Consider the following 17,515-nt stretch of genomic DNA (forward strand, 5'->3'; position numbering starts at 1 on the left):
GGGATTTCGCTCCCGCGGCGCTGTTTCCGCCCCCATAATGACGTGAGACATCGGATGTCTCGACGGACATGCGCGTGAACCACAGGGAGGCCGGCCATGGCAGTGACCGACGAGGCGATCGAGAAGATCAAGGACATGATCGTCTCCGGTGCGCTGCGCCCCGGCGACCGGCTGCCGAAGGAGTCCGAACTCGCCTCGGAACTGGGGCTGTCCCGCAACTCCCTGCGCGAGGCCGTGCGCGCCCTGTCGCTGATCCGGATCCTGGACGTGCGACAGGGCGACGGCACGTACGTGACCAGCCTCGACCCCCAACTCCTCCTGGAAGCCCTGAGTTTCGTCGTCGACTTCCACCGCGACGACACCGTGCTGGAGTTCCTCGCCGTGCGCCGCATCCTGGAGCCGGCCGCGACCGGGATGGCCGCCTCCCGGGTCAGCGAGCAGCAACTGGACGCGCTCTCGGCCCAGTTGGACAAGCTCGGCGACACCCCGTCGGTGGAGGAGCTGGTCGCCTCCGATCTGGACTTCCACCGGGGCATCGTGCAGAGCTCCGGCAACTCCGTGCTGTGCTCCCTCCTCGACGGTCTGTCGGGCCCCACCACCCGGGCCCGGATCTGGCGCGGCCTGACCCAGGAGGACGCCGTCAGCCGCACCCTGCACGAGCACCGCATGATCCTCGCCGCCCTGCGGGACCGGGACGCGGAGGCGGCGCGGTCCTGGGCGACGGTGCACATCGCGAGCGTGGAGCAGTGGCTGCGCGCGTCACTGTGACGACCCGGGACCGCAGTGGCTGCGCGCGTCACTGTGACGCCCCGGGACCGCAGGGGCTACGCGCGTCACTGTGACCTCCCCTGTTCGCTCGGCGTCCTCCGACGTCTACCCGGGTCACCGGCCGGCCCGCGTGACATCCGTGCAGGGTGATTCGGCACAGCTCGGATGACCGGGGGGTGTTCCGGGGTGGCTAATGGGGCAGTGATGCGTTCACTCCCCCGTGCAAGGGGGCTGCGGACGCCCCCGCTGGACGCCGTAAGGTTGGGGCGTACGGGAGGGCACGTCGGAAGGAGGCACTGGGTGATCGAGCTCGAGGGGGTTCCCGAGCTGATCGACCCGGTCATGGTGGCCGCGTTCGAGGGCTGGAACGATGCCGGCGACGCCGCCTCCACCGCGGTCGCGCATCTGGACAGGGAGTGGAAGGGCGAGGTGTTCGCGGCGCTGGACGCCGAGGACTACTACGACTTCCAGGTGAACCGGCCCACGGTGTGGATGGACGCCGGAGTACGCAAGATCACCTGGCCCACGACACGGCTGTCCGTGGTCCGGGTCGGCGGCGAGAAGCCGCGCGATCTCGTACTGGTCCGAGGTATCGAACCGTCCATGCGCTGGCGCTCGTTCTGCAACGAGCTGCTGGGCTTCGCCCATGAACTGGGCGTGGAACTGGTCGTGATCCTGGGCGCTCTGCTCGGTGACACCCCGCACACGCGTCCGGTCCCGATCAGCGGGACCACGTCGGATGCGGACCTGGCCCAGCGGATGGACCTGGAGGAGACCAAGTACGAGGGGCCCACGGGCATCGTCGGCGTCCTCCAGGAGGCGTGCACGCACGCGGGTGTGCCGGCCGTGTCGCTGTGGGCGGCCGTGCCGCACTACGTGTCGCAGCCGCCGAACCCGAAGGCCACGCTGGCCCTGCTCAACCGGCTCGAGGACCTGATCGACGTGCGCATCCCGCTGGGCGAGCTGCCCGAGGACGCGCGCGCCTGGCAGGTGGGCGTGGACCAGCTGGCCGCCGAGGACACCGAGGTCGCCGAGTACGTGCAGACGCTGGAGGAGGCCCGGGACACCGCCGAGCTGCCGGAGGCGTCGGGCGAGGCGATCGCCCGCGAGTTCGAGCGGTATCTGCGGCGCCGGGACGGCGGCAGCCCGCCGGGCGGGCACGCGACGGAGAGCGGCGACGGTACGTCGTATCTGCGGGACGGCCCCAGCGGTCGTACGCGCCCGCCGAAGCCGCCGAAGCCGAGCGCGGACACGGATCCCGAGCCGGGTGCGGAGACGGGGACCGACGGCGACGATTCAGGGGATTCGTCGGAGGAGTGAGAAGCGGGACGGGGAAGGGCGGTGCGCCTGGCGCGCACCGCCCTTCTGCATGCCCGGCAGGTCTGCGTCACACCTGCGGTACCGCCACCGCGTCGTAGCCGGTGTCGGGTGTCGGCTGCTCCACGTCGAAGCGGGCGTTGGGCAGGTAGAGCCGGTCGCCCCAGGCCGCGGCGGTGGTCGGGATGCGGAAGCGCGGGTCGGTGATCCGGGTGATCGCCGTGCCCTTGGTGCCGGCCGCGTTCAGGCGGAAGACGTCGATGGCGTTCTGCGCCTGCTGGACGACGTAGAAGGTCCGGCCGAGCAGCAACATGCCGTCGCCGTTGGGGAGTTTGGCGCCGCCGAGGTCGACGGCGGTCGCGGCTCCGGTGCGCGGGTCGACCCGCATGAGGGTGCCGCCGTCGGCGAAGCAGTTCACCACGAGCAGGGCGCGGCCGTCGGGGGTGCGCTCGATGCCGTTGGCGGTGAAGTCGTCGCCCTGGACCCAGTCGCCGGACAGGGTCAGCGTCGTCAGGGTCCCGGGCTCGCCGTGCTTGCCGAGGGCCACGCGGTAGAGCTGGGCCTTGAAGGAGTCGGTGAACCAGGCGGCGCCCGGGGTGAGGATGACGTCGTTCACGAAGCTGCCGCCGGTGGCGTACACCTTCTCGAGGGCGCCCGAGCGGAGGTCCACCGTGCGGATCTCGCCGCTGACGCCGCCGGCGAGGAACAGCCTGCCTTGGCCGATCTTGAGGCCCACGGTGGGGTGTTCGGCGCCGAGGCCCTTGCTGACGACCGAGCCGCGGCCGGTGGCGAGGTTCGCCCGGTAGATGTCGCCATTGGCCAGGGAGCCGAAGTAGGCGAAGGGTTTGCCGCCGATGGTGATGCCCTCGGGCTGGAAGCCGTCGGGCAGCGGGAACTGGTCGGGCCAGGCGGGTTTCGGCGCTTCGGCCGCGTGCGCGGTGCCGCCGAGCAGCGCCGCTCCCGTCAGCGCCGCGGTGCCGGTGAGCAGTCTTCTACGTGCGAAGGAACGTGCTGTGGGTGCCACTGTGCGTCCTTCTGCCAAGGGGCCGGCGATCACCGGCCGAACGGTCAACAGACGATCTCACCCCATCACATGACCGTCGCCTCCGCAGTCACTGGCCGGATTGTGACGTGACATCTGTTTCCGGACGGATTGCACGCGTTACCCCCTTTGAACTGACCGGCACCCGGTCATGAGAAGGGCGCTTCCCCCGCCGGGGAAGCGCCGTTCTCGGTACCGCAGCGCTACAGCGCGACACCCAGCAGCGCGTCCACCGCGCGCGAGACGACGCCGGGGGCGCTCTCGTCCGTGCCGCCCGACTCCTCCTGGCGGGCCGCCCAGCGGTCGACCGCGGCGAGCGCGGCCGGGGCGTCGAGGTCGTTCGCGAGGGCCTCGCGGATCTCCTCGACGAGCTCCTCGGCGGCCGGACCGTCGGGCCGGGAGACGGCGGCACGCCACCGTCCGAGCCGCGCGACCGCGTCCTGGAGCACCTGGTCGGTCCACTCCCAGTCGGCCCGGTAGTGGTGGGCGAGCAGGGCGAGCCGGATGGCGGCCGGGTCGACGCCCTCGCGGCGCAGCGCCGAGACGAAGACGAGGTTGCCCTTGGACTTGGACATCTTCTCGCCGTGCAGGGCGACCATGCCGGCGTGGACGTACGCCTTGGCCATGGGGAACTCGCCGGTGAGCACCTGGGCGTGGGAGGCGCCCATCTCGTGGTGCGGGAAGGCGAGGTCGGAGCCGCCGCCCTGGACGTCGAAGGTCATGCCGAGGTGGTCGAGGGCGATGGCGACGCACTCGATGTGCCAGCCGGGGCGGCCGCGGCCGAGCGAGCCGCCGTCCCAGCTGGGCTCGCCCGGGCGGGCGGCCATCCACAGCATCGGGTCGAGCGGGTTCTTCTTGCCCGCCCGGTCCGGGTCGCCGCCGCGCTCGGCGGACAGCAGCCGCATGGCGGCGGCGTCGAGGTTCGAGACCTTGCCGAAGTTCGGGTCGGACTCGACGGAGAAGTAGATGTCGCCTTCGAGTTCGTAGGCGGCACCCGCGTCCCGCAGCCGCTCCACCAGCGGAACGATGCCGGGTATCGCCTCGACGGCACCGATGTAGTGCCGCGGCGGGAGCATCCGCAGGGCGGTCATGTCCTCACGGAAGAGGGCCGTCTCCTTCTCGGCGAGGGCGACCCAGTCGACACTGTCCCGCTCGGCACGCTCCAGGAGCGGGTCGTCGACGTCGGTGACGTTCTGGACGTAGTGAACCTGCCGCTTGGTGTCGAGCCACACGCGCTGCACGAGGTCGAACGCGTTGTAGGTCGCCGCGTGTCCCATGTGGGTGGCGTCGTACGGCGTGATGCCGCAGACGTAGATTCGGGCGACGGGACCGGGGTCGAGGGAGACCAGACCGCCGGTCGCGGTGTCGTGGATCCTCAGGTCGCGGCCCTGACCAGGCAGGGCGGGGACCTCGGAAGCGGGCCAGGCATGCATGTCATGAGCCTAACCGGACGGATGTTCCGTATACGAACCGGACCGGGCCGGATGGCCGGTAAGGCGGTCTTGCGTGCTGCCGTCCGGTGTGCTGCTACACCGGCGGCCGTCCAGTGTGCCGCTACACCGGCGGCCAGGGAATGGCCGGCCACTCCCCGCTCGGCTCCGGGTGCTTGCCGGTGGCGAGCAGTTCGTCGACACGCGCGCGCGTGGCGTCGAGTTCGGCAGGGGTGATGAGTACGGCCAGACGGGCGGCCAGCGCTCCTTCGGCGCCGAGCGCCTCCTTGAGGCCCTTGAGGACGTCCACCGCCTCCCCCGTCAGGGGCTCGCCCGCCCAGCCCCACAGCAGGGTGCGGAGCTTGTTGTCGACGTTGAAGGTGACGCCGTGGTCGATGCCGTACAGGCGCTCCCCCGCGGGCAGCAGATGGCCGCCCTTGCGGTCCGCGTTGTTGATCACGGCGTCCAGGACGGCGAGCCGGCGCAGCCGTTCGTCGTCGGCGTGCACCAGCAGCGCGGTCTTCCCCTCGCCGACCTCGGCGAGGCCGATGGCCTTCCAGCCGGGCTCGGGTTCCTCGCCGTCGACCAAGGCGAGCAGCTCGGCGCCGGGCGCGCCCTCGATCCACAGCTGGACCATGCCCTCGCCGAACGGCCCGTCGCGCAGCACGGTGGGCGGGACCAGGCCCCAGCCGGTCGCCTCGGACACCTCGTAGGCGGCGACCTCGCGCTGGGCGAGGGTGCCGTCCGGGAAGTCCCACAGGGGGCGCTCGCCGCGGACGGGCTTGTAGACGCAGAGGGCCTCCTGGCCGTCGTGCTCCACGGAGCAGTGCAGCACCGCGTTGGAGGCGTCCCGGATCTGTCCGCGCACCGTCAGCTCACCGCGGGTGAGCAGCTCGGCCGTGGTCACGCCCCGCGGCGGTATCCGTTCTGGCGCGGACATACATGTCCTTCCGGGTCGAGCGGGAGGCTGCACAGCGGGCACGGCGGCCGCCCGGCGTTGACGACGTCCAGGGCCCGCTTGGCGAAGGCCCTCGCCTGCGCGCCGGTGAGCCGGACCCGCAGCATCGGGGGGCCGTTCTCCTCGTCCTGGAGGAGCCTTTCCTCGGCCTCGGCGAGGTCCTCCTCGGACTCCGCGTCGAGCTCCACGAGGGCCTGCGCCTCGACGATCATGCGCTGCTCCTCACCGTCCCAGGCCAGCGCCATGGTGCCGACGCGGAACTCCTCCTCGACGGGGGTGTCCAGCGGGGCGGTGTCGGAGATCTCGGTGGGTGCCACGGCCGGGACGGAGGCGTTGCCGCCGCTGCGCCGGACCACTTCGTCCAGCAGCTCGTCCATGCGCTCGGCGAGGGCGGCGACCTGGGTCTTCTCCAGGGCCACGCTGGTCACCCGGGAGCCCGCGATGGCCTGGAGGAAGAACGTACGGCGTCCGGGCAGTCCGACCGTGCCGGCCACGAAGCGGTCCGGAGGGTCGTAGAGGAACACCTGACGGGACACGTCCTGTCTCCTGGAGTCGTGATGGGTACGGCGCTATTGCGACCGCTTCACCCTACTGCGCCCGACGATCACGGTGCGCCCGCACCACCCCCGACCGGGGCGTCGTCCGCGGGCGGGGTCTCGCGCGGGGCCAGGGAGGCGAAATCACCGGTGTCGCCGAGGCGTACGAGGAACGGGCGCAGACGGGTGTAACGGATCGCGGTGATGGAACACGGATCGACAGAGATCCGCTGGAAGAGGTCGAGATGAAGTCCGAGCGCGTCCGCGACGAGCGACTTGATGATGTCGCCGTGCGAGCACATGAGGTAGACGGCGTCGGCGCCGTGGTCGCGCTCCACACGCGCGTTCCACTCCCGTACGGCCTCGGCGGCGCGGGTCTGCATGGCCCGCATCGACTCGCCGCCGGGGAACGCGGCCGCCGACGGGTGGGCCTGGACGACCTGCATCAGGGGCTCGTCGTTGAGCTCGGCGAGCTTGCGGCCGGACCAGTCGCCGTAGTGGCACTCGCCGATCCGCTCGTCGTTGTGGACGGTCAGCCCGGGCCGGGCGTCCAGGAGGGGCTGGAGCGTCTCCTGGCAGCGCTGGAGCGGGCTGCTGACGATCTCGGCGAGGGGCAGCTCGGCGAGGCGCTGGGGCAGCGCGGCGGCCTGGGTCCGGCCGCGCTCGTCGAGGGCGACACCGGGGGTCCACCCGGCGAGCAGTCCCTCGGTGTTGGCGGTGGATCGTCCGTGCCGGACGAGGATCAGCGTGGGCATGCGGCCCAGGGTAGGCGCACGCGCCCGTGCGCCGGCGAGCGAGTGACGGGAGAATACGCACCGTGATCGTGGACTGTGCCGTCTACCGCGACGGACACCGCACCGAGGGCCCCGACGACCTGTCCGACGCCCTGGCGGAGGCGCGGGCCGCCGGCGGGTTCGTCTGGATCGGGCTGCACGAGCCGTCGGAGCGGGAGTTCGACCTCGTCACCCAGGAGTTCGGGCTGCACCCGCTGGCGGTCGAGGACGCCCTGAAGGCCCATCAGCGGCCCAAGCTGGAGGTCTACGACGACTCCCTCTTCCTCGTCCTCAAACCGGTCGTGTACGAGCCCGACAGCGACCAGGTCTCCAGCGGCGAGGTCATGCTGTTCCTCGGCGACTCCTTCGTGGTGACCGTCCGGCACGGCGAGGGCGCCCCGCTGAAGGCCGTACGGCGGCGCCTGGAGCAGGAGCCGGACATGCTCCACAAGGGGCCCACGGCGGTGCTGTACGCCATCTCGGACGCTGTCGTCGACCACTACCTGGAGGTGGCGACCGAGCTCCAGACGGACCTGGAGGAACTGGAGGCGGAGGTGTTCTCGCCGGACGGGGGCGGCGGCTCGCGCACCACGGCGTCGCGGATCTACACCTTCAAGCGGCAGATCCTGGAGTTCCGCCGGGCCACCGGCCCGCTGGCGCTGCCGCTGACCCGGCTGGCGGGGATCGGCCAGTTCGGCGGCTCGGTGCCGTTCGTCAGTGAGACGGCGCGGCCCTTCTTCCGGGACGTCAACGACCACCTCACGCGCGTGAACGAGTCCGTGGAGGGCCTGGACCGGCTGGTGTCGGACATCCTGTCGGCTCATCTGGCGCAGATGAGCGTCCGGCAGAACGACGACATGCGGAAGATCTCCGCGTGGGCGGCCATGGCCGCGATCCCCACGATGATCGCGGGGATCTACGGCATGAACTTCGACCACATGCCGGAGCTGCACTGGGTGTGGGCGTATCCGGCGGTGATCGCGCTGATGGCCGTCCTGGAGGTCCTGCTGTACCGGACGTTCAAGCGCCGGGGCTGGCTCTAGGAACCGACGCTCAGGCGAACTCGGGGGCGGCGGTGGCCGGGCCGCCGAGCGCGTCACGCCGCTCGGGCATCTTCAGGGACACCATCCGGCGCCAGCCCGCCGCGCGTTCGTAGGCGTACACGGCGTGGATGCCCGCCGCGAGGACCGCCGACTTGGCCTTGGGCCAGCCCAGGATGCGGCCCATGTGGGCCATGACGGCGAGGCTGACGTCGCGGTAGACGCGGATCTCGGCGAGCGCGCACTCCCGGAGGATGCGCTGGATGTCCCGGCCGTGGCCCGCGTGCGCGAAGCGCAGCAACTCCTCGTGGCAGTAAGCGAGGTGGTTGTCCTCGTCGTTGGAGATCATCTTCACCGCGCGCCCCAGGTCTGGGTGGTCGGCGAAGTGCTTGCGCAGCAGCTCCATCTGCTCGGAGGCGCGCTGTTCGGTGACCCTGCTGTGCGAGAGGTAGGTCACGATGTCCCGCACGGTGAGCGGCTGGTCGGCCTTGAGCTTGTCGTGGGCGAGACCGATGCCGTTGCGCTCCAGGAGCATCGTGTAGTCGGTGTCGGGGGGTACGGGCACGGGGTCGAGGCCGCGCTTCTTCATGAGGGCGTTGAAGATCCGGCCGTGTTTGTCCTCGTCGGCGCCGTGCCGGGTGATCTTGGGGGCGAGGTCGCGCTCGCCCTCCGGGACCAGGGCGGCGATGCGGGCGTTCTCCCAGCCTCCCTGCGACTCGCCGCTGGCGGCGATGGAACAGAACAGGCGGAAGGAATCGTCGTTGTCGAGGATCTCGGTGAACAGACTCTTGGCCGAAAGCATCGTGGCACCTCTCTGCGGGACTCCGCGGCAATCCGCCAGAGAACGAGTCAAATGCGGCGAGAGAGGTGCTGCAACAGCTGTGTCGGACAACTCCGCCAAAAGGAGGACCCACGGGGTCACGTCGGGGGCGTAACCCGGCGGGCACGCGCGCGTTGTTCTGCGTGACGGCCGTGGCGGGGAAGACCCCCGAGCCCCCACCACGGCCGCAGAAACCTCCGGCGGTCTTGAAGCGCGTGTTACGGCGCCCGCCGTTACGTCGCTCGACCCGCCGTTACGCGGTCCGGCCCGCTGTTACGCCAGTCCGGACAGCTCCAGTGCCTGGGCCCCGGCGCGGAGCGCGGCGATCCGCTCGTCGAGCGTGAAGCCGGCGGGAGCGAGGCTCAGCGAGGTGACACCGGCCGCGGCGTACTCCTTCATCCGGTCCGCGATGCGGTCCACGGAACCCAGCAGCGTCGTCTGGTCGATCAGGTCGTGCGGGATCGCCGCCGCGGCGCCCTGCTTGTCGCCCGCGAGGTACTTCTCCTGGACCTCGGCGGCGGCCGCCTCGAAGCCCATGCGCTGGGCGAGCTGGTTGTAGAAGTTCTGCTTGGCGCTGCCCATGCCGCCGACGTACAGGGCCGTGTAGGGGCGGAAGGTGTCGGCGAGCGTGGCCACGTCCTTGTCCTCGCCCAGGGCGAGCGGCAGCGTCGGGTGGACGTCGAAGCCTTCGAGGGTCTTCCCGGCCTTCTCCCGCCCGGCCCGCAGGTACTTGATCGTGGTCTCCTCCAGGTGCGCCGCCGAGGGGAAGATCAGCAGCGCGCCGTCGGCGATCTCACCGGTCTGCTCCAGGTTCTTGGGGCCGATCGCGGCGATGTAGAGCGGGATGTGCTCACGCTCCGGGTGCACGGTCAGCTTCAGGGGCTTGCCCGGGCCGCCCGGCAGCGGCAGCGTCCAGTGGGCGCCGTCGTAGGACAGCCGCTCGCGGGTCATGGCCTTGCGCACGATCTCGACGTACTCACGCGTGCGTGCCAGTGGCTTGTCGAACTTGACGCCGTACCACCCCTCGGAGACCTGCGGCCCGGAGACGCCGAGGCCGAGGCGGAAACGGCCGTGGGAGAGCGAGTCCAGGGTGGCGGCGGTCATCGCCGTCATCGCGGGCTGGCGGGCCGGGATCTGGAAGATCGCCGAGCCGACGTCGATGCGCTCGGTCTGCGCCGCGACCCAGCTGAGCACGGTGGCCGCGTCGGAGCCGTAGGCCTCGGCGGCCCAGCACACGGCGTAGCCGAGGCGGTCGGCCTCCTGGGCGACGGCGAGATTGTCCGCGTCCATTCCGGCGCCCCAGTAACCGAGGTTGATGCCGAGTTGCATGGCCGATTCCCCTTACCGATCAGTAACGTCCCTTGTGAGGTGACCTTAGCGTGGGGAAACTGGTTGTCCACAGGCCCCCACACCACTGGTTCAGGCCAGTAATGTCGGCGCTCATGGAGCAGAGGCATCTCGGCCGCACCGGCCTGCGTGTGTCCCGTATCGGACTCGGCACCCTCACGTGGGGCAGGGACACCGACGAGCACGACGCCGCGGACCTCTTGAAGACGTTCTGGGAAGCGGGCGGCAGCCTCGTCGACACGGCCGACGTCTACGGCGACGGAGAGGCCGAGTATCTGCTCGGACGTCTCATAGAAGGCCTGGTCCCGCGCCGGGACCTGGTCATCTCCACCAAGGCGGGCAGCGTGCCGGACCCGGACCGCCGCTTCGACGGCTCGCGCGGCCATCTGCTCTCCGCGCTGGACGCCTCCCTCACCCGTCTCGGCACGGACTACGTCGACGTGTGGCACATCCACGCCTACGACCCCGAAACCCCCCTGGAGGAGACCCTCCAGGCGCTCGACCTGGCGGTCAGCAGCGGCCGCGCGCGCTACGCCGCCGTCTCCAACTTCTGCGGCTGGCAGCTCGCCAAGGCCGCGACCTGGCAGCTGGCGGCACCCGGTACCCGGACCCGGCTGGCGGCCACGCAGCTGGAGTACTCCCTGCTCCAGCGGGGCGTCGAGCGCGAGGTGCTGCCGGCCGCGCTGGACCTGGGCATCGGGCTGCTGCCCTCCTCCCCGCTGGGCCGCGGAGTGCTGACGGGCAAGTACCGGGGAGACGCCACGCCCTTCGACTCGCGGGGCGCCTCCGAGCATCTGGCGCCCTTCGTCGAGCCGTACCTCGACGACACCGCGAGCCGCATCGTGGACGCCGTGCAGACCGCGGCCGACGGGCTCGCGGTGACCCCGCTCCAGGTGGCCCTCGCCTGGGTCCGCGACCGGCCCGGGGTGACCGCCCCGATCGTCGGCGCGCGCAACGCGCAGCAGCTCACGGCGGCATTGTCAGTGGAGGCCCTTAGTCTTCCTGACGAGATCTGCCGGGCGCTCGACGACGTGTCGGCGCCCGTGCACCGCTATCCCGATCACGACTGGAGCACGCTGTGAGCACGGAGCCGGGGCCCACCGAGGAGACCGAGCCGGAGGAGACGCCGACCGGGGAGGACACCGCGACGGCGACCGGAGAGCAGGCCGGTGCCGTGGAGAGCGAGGCCACGACCGGCGGCGAGGGCGACGCCGCTCCCCAGTTGTCCGAGGCCGAGGCCGAGCTCGCGGCGCAGAAGGTCGAGCGGGAGCGGATCGCGCGGCGGAAGGCCGAGAAGCAGGGGCCCGTCGAGAGCGGGGCGAAGCTCAGCGGCAAGGCCGCCGATCTGCTCGCGGCCGTGCGGGCGGTGGAGAGCGGGGCCAAGCCGGTGGCGGCGGTCTTCAGCGAGCCCCCGGCACCGCGCCGGCCCGCGCCGGAACCGGAGCGGCGCCCCCAGCCCGTCGCCGCGGACGTTCCCGCGGCCCCGGCCGCCGAGACCGTCGAGTCGGTGCGTGGCGTCCTGGCCGAGGGCGGCGCCCCAGAGGCGCTCGTCCCGCAGGTGGCCGCCGCGCTCGGGGAGGGCGCGGCCGAGCAGCTGCGCGCCGATCCCTGGCAGTTGCTGCGCGTCACCGGCGTACGGCCGGAGCAGGCCGACGGGTTCGCGCGGGCGCTGCTGGGCGCGGAGTGCGGCCCGGACGACGAGCGCCGGGGCCGTGCCGTGACCGTCTGGCTGCTGGAGCAGGCCGCGCTGGCCGGGCACACCGCCCTCGAACTGCCCACGCTCGTCGCCGCGCTGGGCAAGCAGGGCGTGCCGGACGCCGACGCGGCCGTGCAGAACACCCTCGCGGAGGCCGAGGCCCTGGTCTTCCAGGACGCCCTCGACCCACGGGCCCCGGAGCCCGAGGCCGAGGACGAGGAGCGCCCGGTCCGCGTCCTGGTCGGCCTGGAGCGGTACGCGCTGGCCGAGGAGAGCCTCGCTGACGGACTGGCCCGGCTGATCAACTCGGCGCCGAAGCAGGACGGGTCGGCCGAGGACTGGGAGCGCGCCGCGGGCGCCGCGCAGGCGTCGGCCGGCGAGCTGATCCGCGCGGTCGCGGGCCACGGCCTGGTCCTGCACACCGGCGGGGAGGCGTCCCTGGCGGAACCGGCGGCGCTGCTCCAGGCGGCCCGGGAACTCGGCCTGCGTGCCTGGGCGGCGGCCCACGGCCCGCTCGGACGCGACCGCTTCGCGGCGCTGCTCCCCGAGGCGACCACCGTGACGACGGTCAGCGGTCTCCTGTCCGGTGCCGAGGGACCGGGCCGGGACACCGACGGCGCCCTCGACCTGGACCTCCTCGTCGTGCTCGACGCCCCGCAGCTGGACGTGGAGACGGCGGCGCTGCTCACGGAGTCGCTGCCGGACGGGGCGCGGCTGCTGCTGGCCGGAGACCCGGCGGTGCTGTGGTCGGCGGGCCCCGGACGGGTGTTCGCCGATCTGCTGGCCGCGCGGGTCTGCCCCCAGGTCGCCTCCCGGCGCCCCGACCCCGGTCCGCTCGGCGAGCTGGTCTCCGGTATCGGCATCGGCGAGCTGAACCAGGTCGAGGCTCCCGGCAAGGAGGTCGTGATCGTGCCGGTGCGGGACGCGGGCGAGGCCGTGCACCGGACCGTGCAGCTCGTCGCCGACTCGGTGCCGCGGGCGATCGGCGTCCCGCCCGAGGACACCCAGGTCATCACCCCGGGCCACGGCGGAGCGGCGGGCACCCGCGCCCTCAACGCCGCCCTCAAGGAGCGCCTCAACCCGGGCCCGGGCCGCTTCGGCGGCTTCGACCCCGGCGACCGGGTCGCCTACTCCCCCACCCCGGGCCGCACCCTGCCGGGCCAGGTGGTGAAGGCCGACGCGGAGGGCCTGCACCTGACCTGCTCGGGCGAGGCCGTCGTCGTCCCGAAGGACCGCGTGGACCAGTCCGTCCGCCACGGCTGGGCCCTGACCGCCCACCAGGCGGTCGGCGGCCGCTGGCCGGCGGTCGTGGTGGTCCTCCCGGGCGACGCCACCCAGGCCCTGAACCGCCCCTGGGTCTACACGGCCTTCGGCAGAGCCGCCCGCCACCTGTCGGTGGTACACGGCGCGGAACAGGCCTTGCCGAGGGCAGTCGCAGAAATCGAGGCAAAGCCCCGCACCACCCGTCTACAGGTACTGCTCACCCCACAACTGGCGTCGAGCTGACCCACCCAGGGGCGCGGGGAACTGCGCGACCAGCCACAACGAAGCCTCAGTCGCGTACGACACAACGCCCCCACGGCGAATCGGCGCAAAAACCCGGCGGCGGCCACGGAAGGAACCTCCATGACCGCCGCCGCCCAAGCCCAGCGCTAGCGTTCCGCGTCCAAGGGCTCCAGATCCTCGTCCTCGTCCAGATCCGCATCGAGCTCATCGAGCTCGTCATCCTCCGCACCGTCGTCGACGTCGTCGTCGAAGACCGCGCTCACATCGAACCGGCACACCACCTGCTGCGGATCGACCCCGTCGAACGGCGCATCCAGCCATTCCCCCGGCTCGGCCGGCTCCTCCGCCGCGGTCACCCACAGCGTGGAATCGCCCTCCTCCAGACCGAACTCCTTGTGCCGCGAGGCGATCTCGTCCGGCTCGTACTCACCGAACAGCAACCCCAGCGCCCCATGCACCGTGCCGGAGGCAGCCGTGCCGGAGGCCTCCCCGCCGGGGTCCGCCGCCTCGATCCGCTGGGCCTGCGCCAACAGCCGCTGCGGCTCCGCGACCGCGTAGTCGCGGCGGATCAGCACACTCAGGGCGTTCGGTTCCTCGGGGCCGGCGTACGGCGGCAGTTCCTCCCCGCCGGGGATCTCGAAGGGCGTGACCTCGTCGTAACGGTCGTAGAGCAGCTCGTCGTACGCCTCGGCGGCCGCGGCGAGTTCGTTGAACGCCTCGTAGACGGCCTCGTCGTCCTCCCCCGACCGGCGTTCGACCGCCGCCAGGTGGCGGTCGAGCGCGGTCTTGACCGCGTCGGCGGCGGCACGTACCTCGGCAGCGGTGGGCTGCACAGCATCAGACATAGTGCAGACGCTATCCGTACCGGGCCCCAGCCCGCACAATAGATGCGATGCCGGAATACGAATTTGTCGACGTGTACGTGCCGCGCGGGGTCTCCCGCAAGGACACCACACGTCTGCTGACGGACCATGCCGAGTACGGACACTGGGAGTTGGACCGCCTGAGCCTGCTGCGTGACGGAAGCCGCAAGGTGCGGCTGCGCCGCAGGATCATCCGCCAGGTGCGGGCCACTTGGTGAGGTGAGGCCGGGAGAACGGAGCGGGCCCCGCGGCCGCGGGGCCCGCTCCGCTTCGTGCCTGTACCGCTACGCCGCGGCACGGGCCTTGCGGTAGAGCACCGCGCCCGCCAGCAGCGCGCCCGCCCCGACCGGGAGGGTCAGGCCCAGCGGCAGGTCGCTGCCCGTGTGGGCGAGCTGGGCGTCACCGTGGGGCTGGGTGACCGTCTGGGTCCCCTGGTGGTTGCCGCCGCCCGGCGTCTGGCCGCCCGCGGAGGGCGGAGTGCCCGGGGTGCCGGGCTGACCCGGCTCGACCGGGTTGCCGGGGTTGCCCGGAGTGCCGGGGTTGCCAGGGGTGCCCGGAATACCCGGGTTGCCAGGGGTGCCGGGGTTGCCCGGAGTACCGGGGTTCCCAGGCGTACCCGGGTTCCCGGGCGTACCCGGGTTCCCCGGCTGGCCCGGCCCGCCCGGAGGGGTGCCCGGGTGGCCGCCGCCCGAGCCGGTACCGCCGTTGCCGCAGTCGTTGCCCGTCGTGGAGTTGCCGACGCCGATGACGTCGACGCTGTTGCCGCAGACGTTGACCGGGACGTCGACCGGCGCCTGGACATGGTTGCCCGAGCCGACACCCGGCGAGTCCGAGGCGTGCCCGCCGGACGACGAACCACCCCCGGAACCCCCGTGTCCGCCGTACCCCCCGGAGTCGCCATACCCGCCGGAACCGGACGATCCGCCCTGGTTGGCGCACTTGTTGCCGACCGCCGGGTTGAGCACCCCGACGACATTGACCGTGTTGCCGCACACGTTCACCGGCGCGTGCACCGGCGCCTGCACCGTGTTGCCCGACAGCACGCCGGGTGAGTTCGACGCGGAACCGCCCGCCCCCGAGTCGGCGTGCGCGGCGCCGCCCGCCGCGGCGATCACGCCGGTCGCGGCCGCCACCGTCATCAGGCCTTTGCGGGTTGCCTGTCGCATTCCTGAATTCCCCCTGCCTTGTCGATTCCGTCCTGCGATCCTCGTGAAAAGACCGGTCGGCCCCGGAGCGCATGGCGCGCGCTCCGAGGCCGACGGGCTCAGCCCCTCATGGGGCGAGGCACAACGTCACTTGTTGATGCAGGTGTTGCCGAAGGCGGGGTTCAGCAAGCCGATCACGGAGACCGTGTTGCCGCAGACGTTCACGGGGATGTGAACCGGCACCTGGACGACGTTGCCGGACAGGACGCCCGGGGAGTGCACCGCGGCACCCTGAGCACCCGCGTCGGCAGCAGCGAGGCCCGCGCCCGCGAGAACCAGGCCACCCGTGGCAGCCGCGGCGGCGACGACCTTCTTGATCATTATTCCTCCTTGTTGGCAATGCGATCCCAAGTAGCGGATCGCATCACCTGTAACGAGGAGGGAGTAATGGAGCTACGAGCTTATGAGCGCATTCACCCTTCTCAGGCCCGGTCGCACGTGCGCCCGATAAGCAACGTCAACTTCAGGAGGCGTCGATGAAACGGTCCAGCACCCGCACGCCGAACTTCAGCCCCTCCACGGGCACCCGCTCGTCGATGCCGTGGAACATGCCCGCGAAGTCGAGCTCCGGCGGCAGCTGAAGCGGGGCGAAGCCGAAGCAGCGGATGCCGAGGTCGTCGAAGGACTTGGCGTCGGTGCCGCCCGAGAGCATGTAGGGCACGGCCTTCGCGATCGGGTCCTCGGCGCTCAGCGCGGTCTGCATGGCGTCGACGAGCCGGCCGTCGAAGTCGGTCTCCAGCGCCTTGTCGCCGTGCACGTCCTCGCGGCGCACGCGCGGGCCGAGGATGCGGTCGAGGTCGGCGAGGAACTCCTCCTCGTAGCCGGGCAGGAAGCGGCCGTCGACGTGGGCGGTGGCCTGGCCGGGGATGACGTTGACCTTGTAGCCGGCGCCGAGCATGGTCGGCGCCGCCGAGTTCTGGAGCGTCGCGCCGACCATCTTGGCGATGCCGCCGAGCTTGGCGAGGGTCTCGTCCATGTTCTCGGGGTCGAGCTCGGTGCCGAGGGCGTCGGAGAGCTCGTCGAGGAAGGACCGCACGGTCTTGGTGACCCGCACCGGCCACTTGTGCCGGCCGAGCCGGCCGACGGCCTCGCACAGCTCGGTGATGGCGTTGTCGGTGTTGGTCATCGAGCCGTGGCCGGCGGTGCCGTCCACGGTGAGCCGCATCCAGTGCATGCCCTTCTGGGCGGTCTCGACCAGGTAGAGCCGCAGGTTCTCGTTGACGGTGAAGGAGAACCCGCCGACCTCGCCGATCGCCTCGGTGACGCCCTCGAAGAGGTCGGGGTGCTTGTCGACGAGGTACCGGGCGCCGTACGTGCCGCCGGCCTCCTCGTCGGCGAGGAAGGCGAGGACGATGTCGCGCGGGGGCTTGCGGCCGCTGCGCAGCCGGTCGCGGACGACCGCGAGGGTCATCGCGTCCATGTCCTTCATGTCGACGGCCCCGCGGCCCCACACGCACCCGTCGGCGACCTCGCCGGAGAAGGGGTGGTGGGTCCAGTCCGCCGCGTTGGCCGGTACGACGTCGGTGTGGCCGTGGATGAGGAGGGCCGGCTTGGAGGGGTCCTCACCCTCGATGCGGGCGACCGTGGAGGCGCGCCCCTGGTGGGATTCGAAGATCTGCGGGTCGAGGCCCACCTCGGCGAGCTTCTCGGCGACGTACTCGGCGGCCTTGCGCTCACCCGGCCCCGAGTGGTCGCCGTAGTTGCTGGTGTCGATCTGGATCAGCTCGCGGCAGAGGTCCACGACCTCGTCCTCGCCGGTGACGTGCCTGGTCGTGTCCGTCCCGCTCACGCTGCTTCCTCCCGCTGTACCTGCTGGTGGTTCCCCTCATCCTCTCTCTCCGAGGGGCTGCGCCCAAGACCGGACCCGGTCCGTCACACGCCGTTCACGCGGGAGCGAGGGGGTGATCGGGGCGCCTCGAAAGCCTGGTAATGTTTCCTCTGTCGCCGCGAGGGAAACCCCGCACGACAGACACCTTGTCCGGGTGGCGGAATGGCAGACGCGCTAGCTTGAGGTGCTAGTGCCCTTTATCGGGCGTGGGGGTTCAAGTCCCCCCTCGGACACCAGCTGAAACCCCTGTCGAGCAGGGGTTTTTTGCTTTTCCGAGCGCCGGGTCCGAGGCGGTGCGCCCCGCGGTGCACGCGGCGGTACACCCCGTGGACAATTCCCCCAACTCCGCCTGTTCTCCCCACTCTTGGGCGATGTGCGGCCGATGT

17 protein-coding genes and 1 tRNA gene are annotated in these 17,515 nt (G+C 71.6%); 7 read left to right on the top strand and 11 right to left on the bottom strand.

Going from position 1 to position 17,515, the window contains the following annotated elements; all coding sequences use genetic code 11:
• Positions 1–96 precede the first annotated feature (96 nt).
• Together CRP56_RS08580 and CRP56_RS08585 are read left to right on the top strand one after the other, a co-directional pair.
• Positions 97–768 (top strand): FadR/GntR family transcriptional regulator, encoded by a 672-nt coding sequence (locus CRP56_RS08580; RefSeq protein ID WP_097261855.1) that lies wholly within the window; start codon positions 97–99, stop codon positions 766–768.
• A gap of 300 nt (positions 769–1,068) precedes the next feature.
• Positions 1,069–2,088 (top strand): PAC2 family protein, encoded by a 1,020-nt coding sequence (locus CRP56_RS08585; RefSeq protein WP_097261856.1) that lies wholly within the window; start codon positions 1,069–1,071, stop codon positions 2,086–2,088.
• Between the two features lie 67 nt (positions 2,089–2,155).
• On the opposite strand, the gene CRP56_RS08590 is transcribed toward CRP56_RS08585, so the two are convergent.
• From CRP56_RS08590 to CRP56_RS08610, 5 genes are all read right to left on the bottom strand, one after another.
• Positions 2,156–3,109 carry an SMP-30/gluconolactonase/LRE family protein gene (locus CRP56_RS08590; RefSeq protein WP_097261858.1) on the bottom strand — a complete coding sequence of 318 codons (954 nt, stop codon included), beginning with the start codon at positions 3,107–3,109 and terminating at the stop codon, positions 2,156–2,158.
• A gap of 221 nt (positions 3,110–3,330) precedes the next feature.
• A complete protein-coding gene (gene mshC / locus CRP56_RS08595; RefSeq protein WP_097261860.1) occupies positions 3,331–4,560 on the bottom strand; it encodes a cysteine--1-D-myo-inosityl 2-amino-2-deoxy-alpha-D-glucopyranoside ligase in 1,230 nt (409 codons plus the stop codon).
• 121 nt (positions 4,561–4,681) lie between these two features.
• Entirely contained in the window at positions 4,682–5,497 is an 816-nt protein-coding gene (locus tag CRP56_RS08600) for an SCO1664 family protein (RefSeq protein WP_097261862.1), read from the bottom strand.
• Positions 5,461–6,051 carry a DUF3090 domain-containing protein gene (locus tag CRP56_RS08605; RefSeq protein WP_079308586.1) on the bottom strand — a complete coding sequence of 197 codons (591 nt, stop codon included), beginning with the start codon at positions 6,049–6,051 and terminating at the stop codon, positions 5,461–5,463. The genes CRP56_RS08600 and CRP56_RS08605 overlap by 37 nt, the downstream gene beginning before the upstream one ends.
• Positions 6,052–6,119: 68 nt before the next feature.
• Positions 6,120–6,806: a histidine phosphatase family protein gene (locus tag CRP56_RS08610; RefSeq protein ID WP_097261864.1), complete on the bottom strand. Its 687-nt coding sequence runs from the start codon at positions 6,804–6,806 to the stop codon at positions 6,120–6,122.
• A 62-nt stretch (positions 6,807–6,868) separates the two neighbouring features.
• Here CRP56_RS08610 and corA point away from each other — a divergent pair, with 62 nt between their 5' ends.
• Positions 6,869–7,867 (top strand): magnesium/cobalt transporter CorA, encoded by a 999-nt coding sequence (gene corA / locus CRP56_RS08615; RefSeq protein WP_179850971.1) that lies wholly within the window; start codon positions 6,869–6,871, stop codon positions 7,865–7,867.
• Positions 7,868–7,877: 10 nt separating this feature from the next.
• On the opposite strand, the gene CRP56_RS08620 is transcribed toward corA, so the two are convergent.
• Positions 7,878–8,666, bottom strand: a complete 789-nt coding sequence (locus CRP56_RS08620; protein WP_097261865.1) for a hypothetical protein — start codon at positions 8,664–8,666, stop codon at positions 7,878–7,880.
• A gap of 291 nt (positions 8,667–8,957) precedes the next feature.
• Positions 8,958–10,013 (bottom strand): LLM class F420-dependent oxidoreductase, encoded by a 1,056-nt coding sequence (locus CRP56_RS08625; protein ID WP_097261867.1) that lies wholly within the window; start codon positions 10,011–10,013, stop codon positions 8,958–8,960.
• A gap of 113 nt (positions 10,014–10,126) precedes the next feature.
• Here CRP56_RS08625 and CRP56_RS08630 point away from each other — a divergent pair, with 113 nt between their 5' ends.
• Both CRP56_RS08630 and CRP56_RS08635 read left to right on the top strand, forming a co-directional pair.
• Entirely contained in the window at positions 10,127–11,113 is a 987-nt protein-coding gene (locus CRP56_RS08630) for an aldo/keto reductase (protein ID WP_097261869.1), read from the top strand.
• On the top strand, positions 11,110–13,233 hold the full coding sequence (locus CRP56_RS08635; protein ID WP_097261871.1) for a helix-hairpin-helix domain-containing protein: 2,124 nt from the start codon (positions 11,110–11,112) through the stop codon (positions 13,231–13,233). The genes CRP56_RS08630 and CRP56_RS08635 overlap by 4 nt, the downstream gene beginning before the upstream one ends.
• A 146-nt stretch (positions 13,234–13,379) precedes the next feature.
• Here the strand turns inward: CRP56_RS08635 and CRP56_RS08640 are convergent, their stop codons facing one another.
• Complete coding sequence (locus CRP56_RS08640; RefSeq protein WP_097261873.1) at positions 13,380–14,078, bottom strand: hypothetical protein; 699 nt, start codon at positions 14,076–14,078, stop codon at positions 13,380–13,382.
• Positions 14,079–14,125: 47 nt separating this feature from the next.
• On the opposite strand from CRP56_RS08640, the gene CRP56_RS08645 reads away from it, so the two are divergent.
• The gene (locus tag CRP56_RS08645) at positions 14,126–14,314 is read left to right on the top strand and encodes a DUF5703 family protein (protein WP_079308592.1); all 189 of its coding nucleotides are present in this window, start codon (positions 14,126–14,128) and stop codon (positions 14,312–14,314) included.
• 66 nt (positions 14,315–14,380) lie between these two features.
• Here CRP56_RS08645 and CRP56_RS49065 read toward each other — a convergent pair whose 3' ends face one another.
• From CRP56_RS49065 to CRP56_RS08660, 3 genes are all read right to left on the bottom strand, one after another.
• Positions 14,381–15,262: a chaplin family protein gene (locus CRP56_RS49065; RefSeq protein WP_097261875.1), complete on the bottom strand. Its 882-nt coding sequence runs from the start codon at positions 15,260–15,262 to the stop codon at positions 14,381–14,383.
• 126 nt (positions 15,263–15,388) lie between these two features.
• Positions 15,389–15,622 (bottom strand): chaplin ChpH, encoded by a 234-nt coding sequence (gene chpH, locus CRP56_RS08655; RefSeq protein ID WP_097261877.1) that lies wholly within the window; start codon positions 15,620–15,622, stop codon positions 15,389–15,391.
• A 142-nt stretch (positions 15,623–15,764) separates the two neighbouring features.
• Complete coding sequence (locus CRP56_RS08660) at positions 15,765–17,090, bottom strand: M20/M25/M40 family metallo-hydrolase (RefSeq protein ID WP_059196582.1); 1,326 nt, start codon at positions 17,088–17,090, stop codon at positions 15,765–15,767.
• A gap of 187 nt (positions 17,091–17,277) precedes the next feature.
• Here CRP56_RS08660 and CRP56_RS08665 point away from each other — a divergent pair.
• Positions 17,278–17,365, top strand: a tRNA-Leu gene (locus CRP56_RS08665).
• Positions 17,366–17,515: the final 150 nt, after the last annotated feature.

Source organism: Streptomyces sp. TLI_55, assembly GCF_900206255.1.
GTDB lineage: Bacteria > Actinomycetota > Actinomycetes > Streptomycetales > Streptomycetaceae > Streptomyces > Streptomyces aquilus.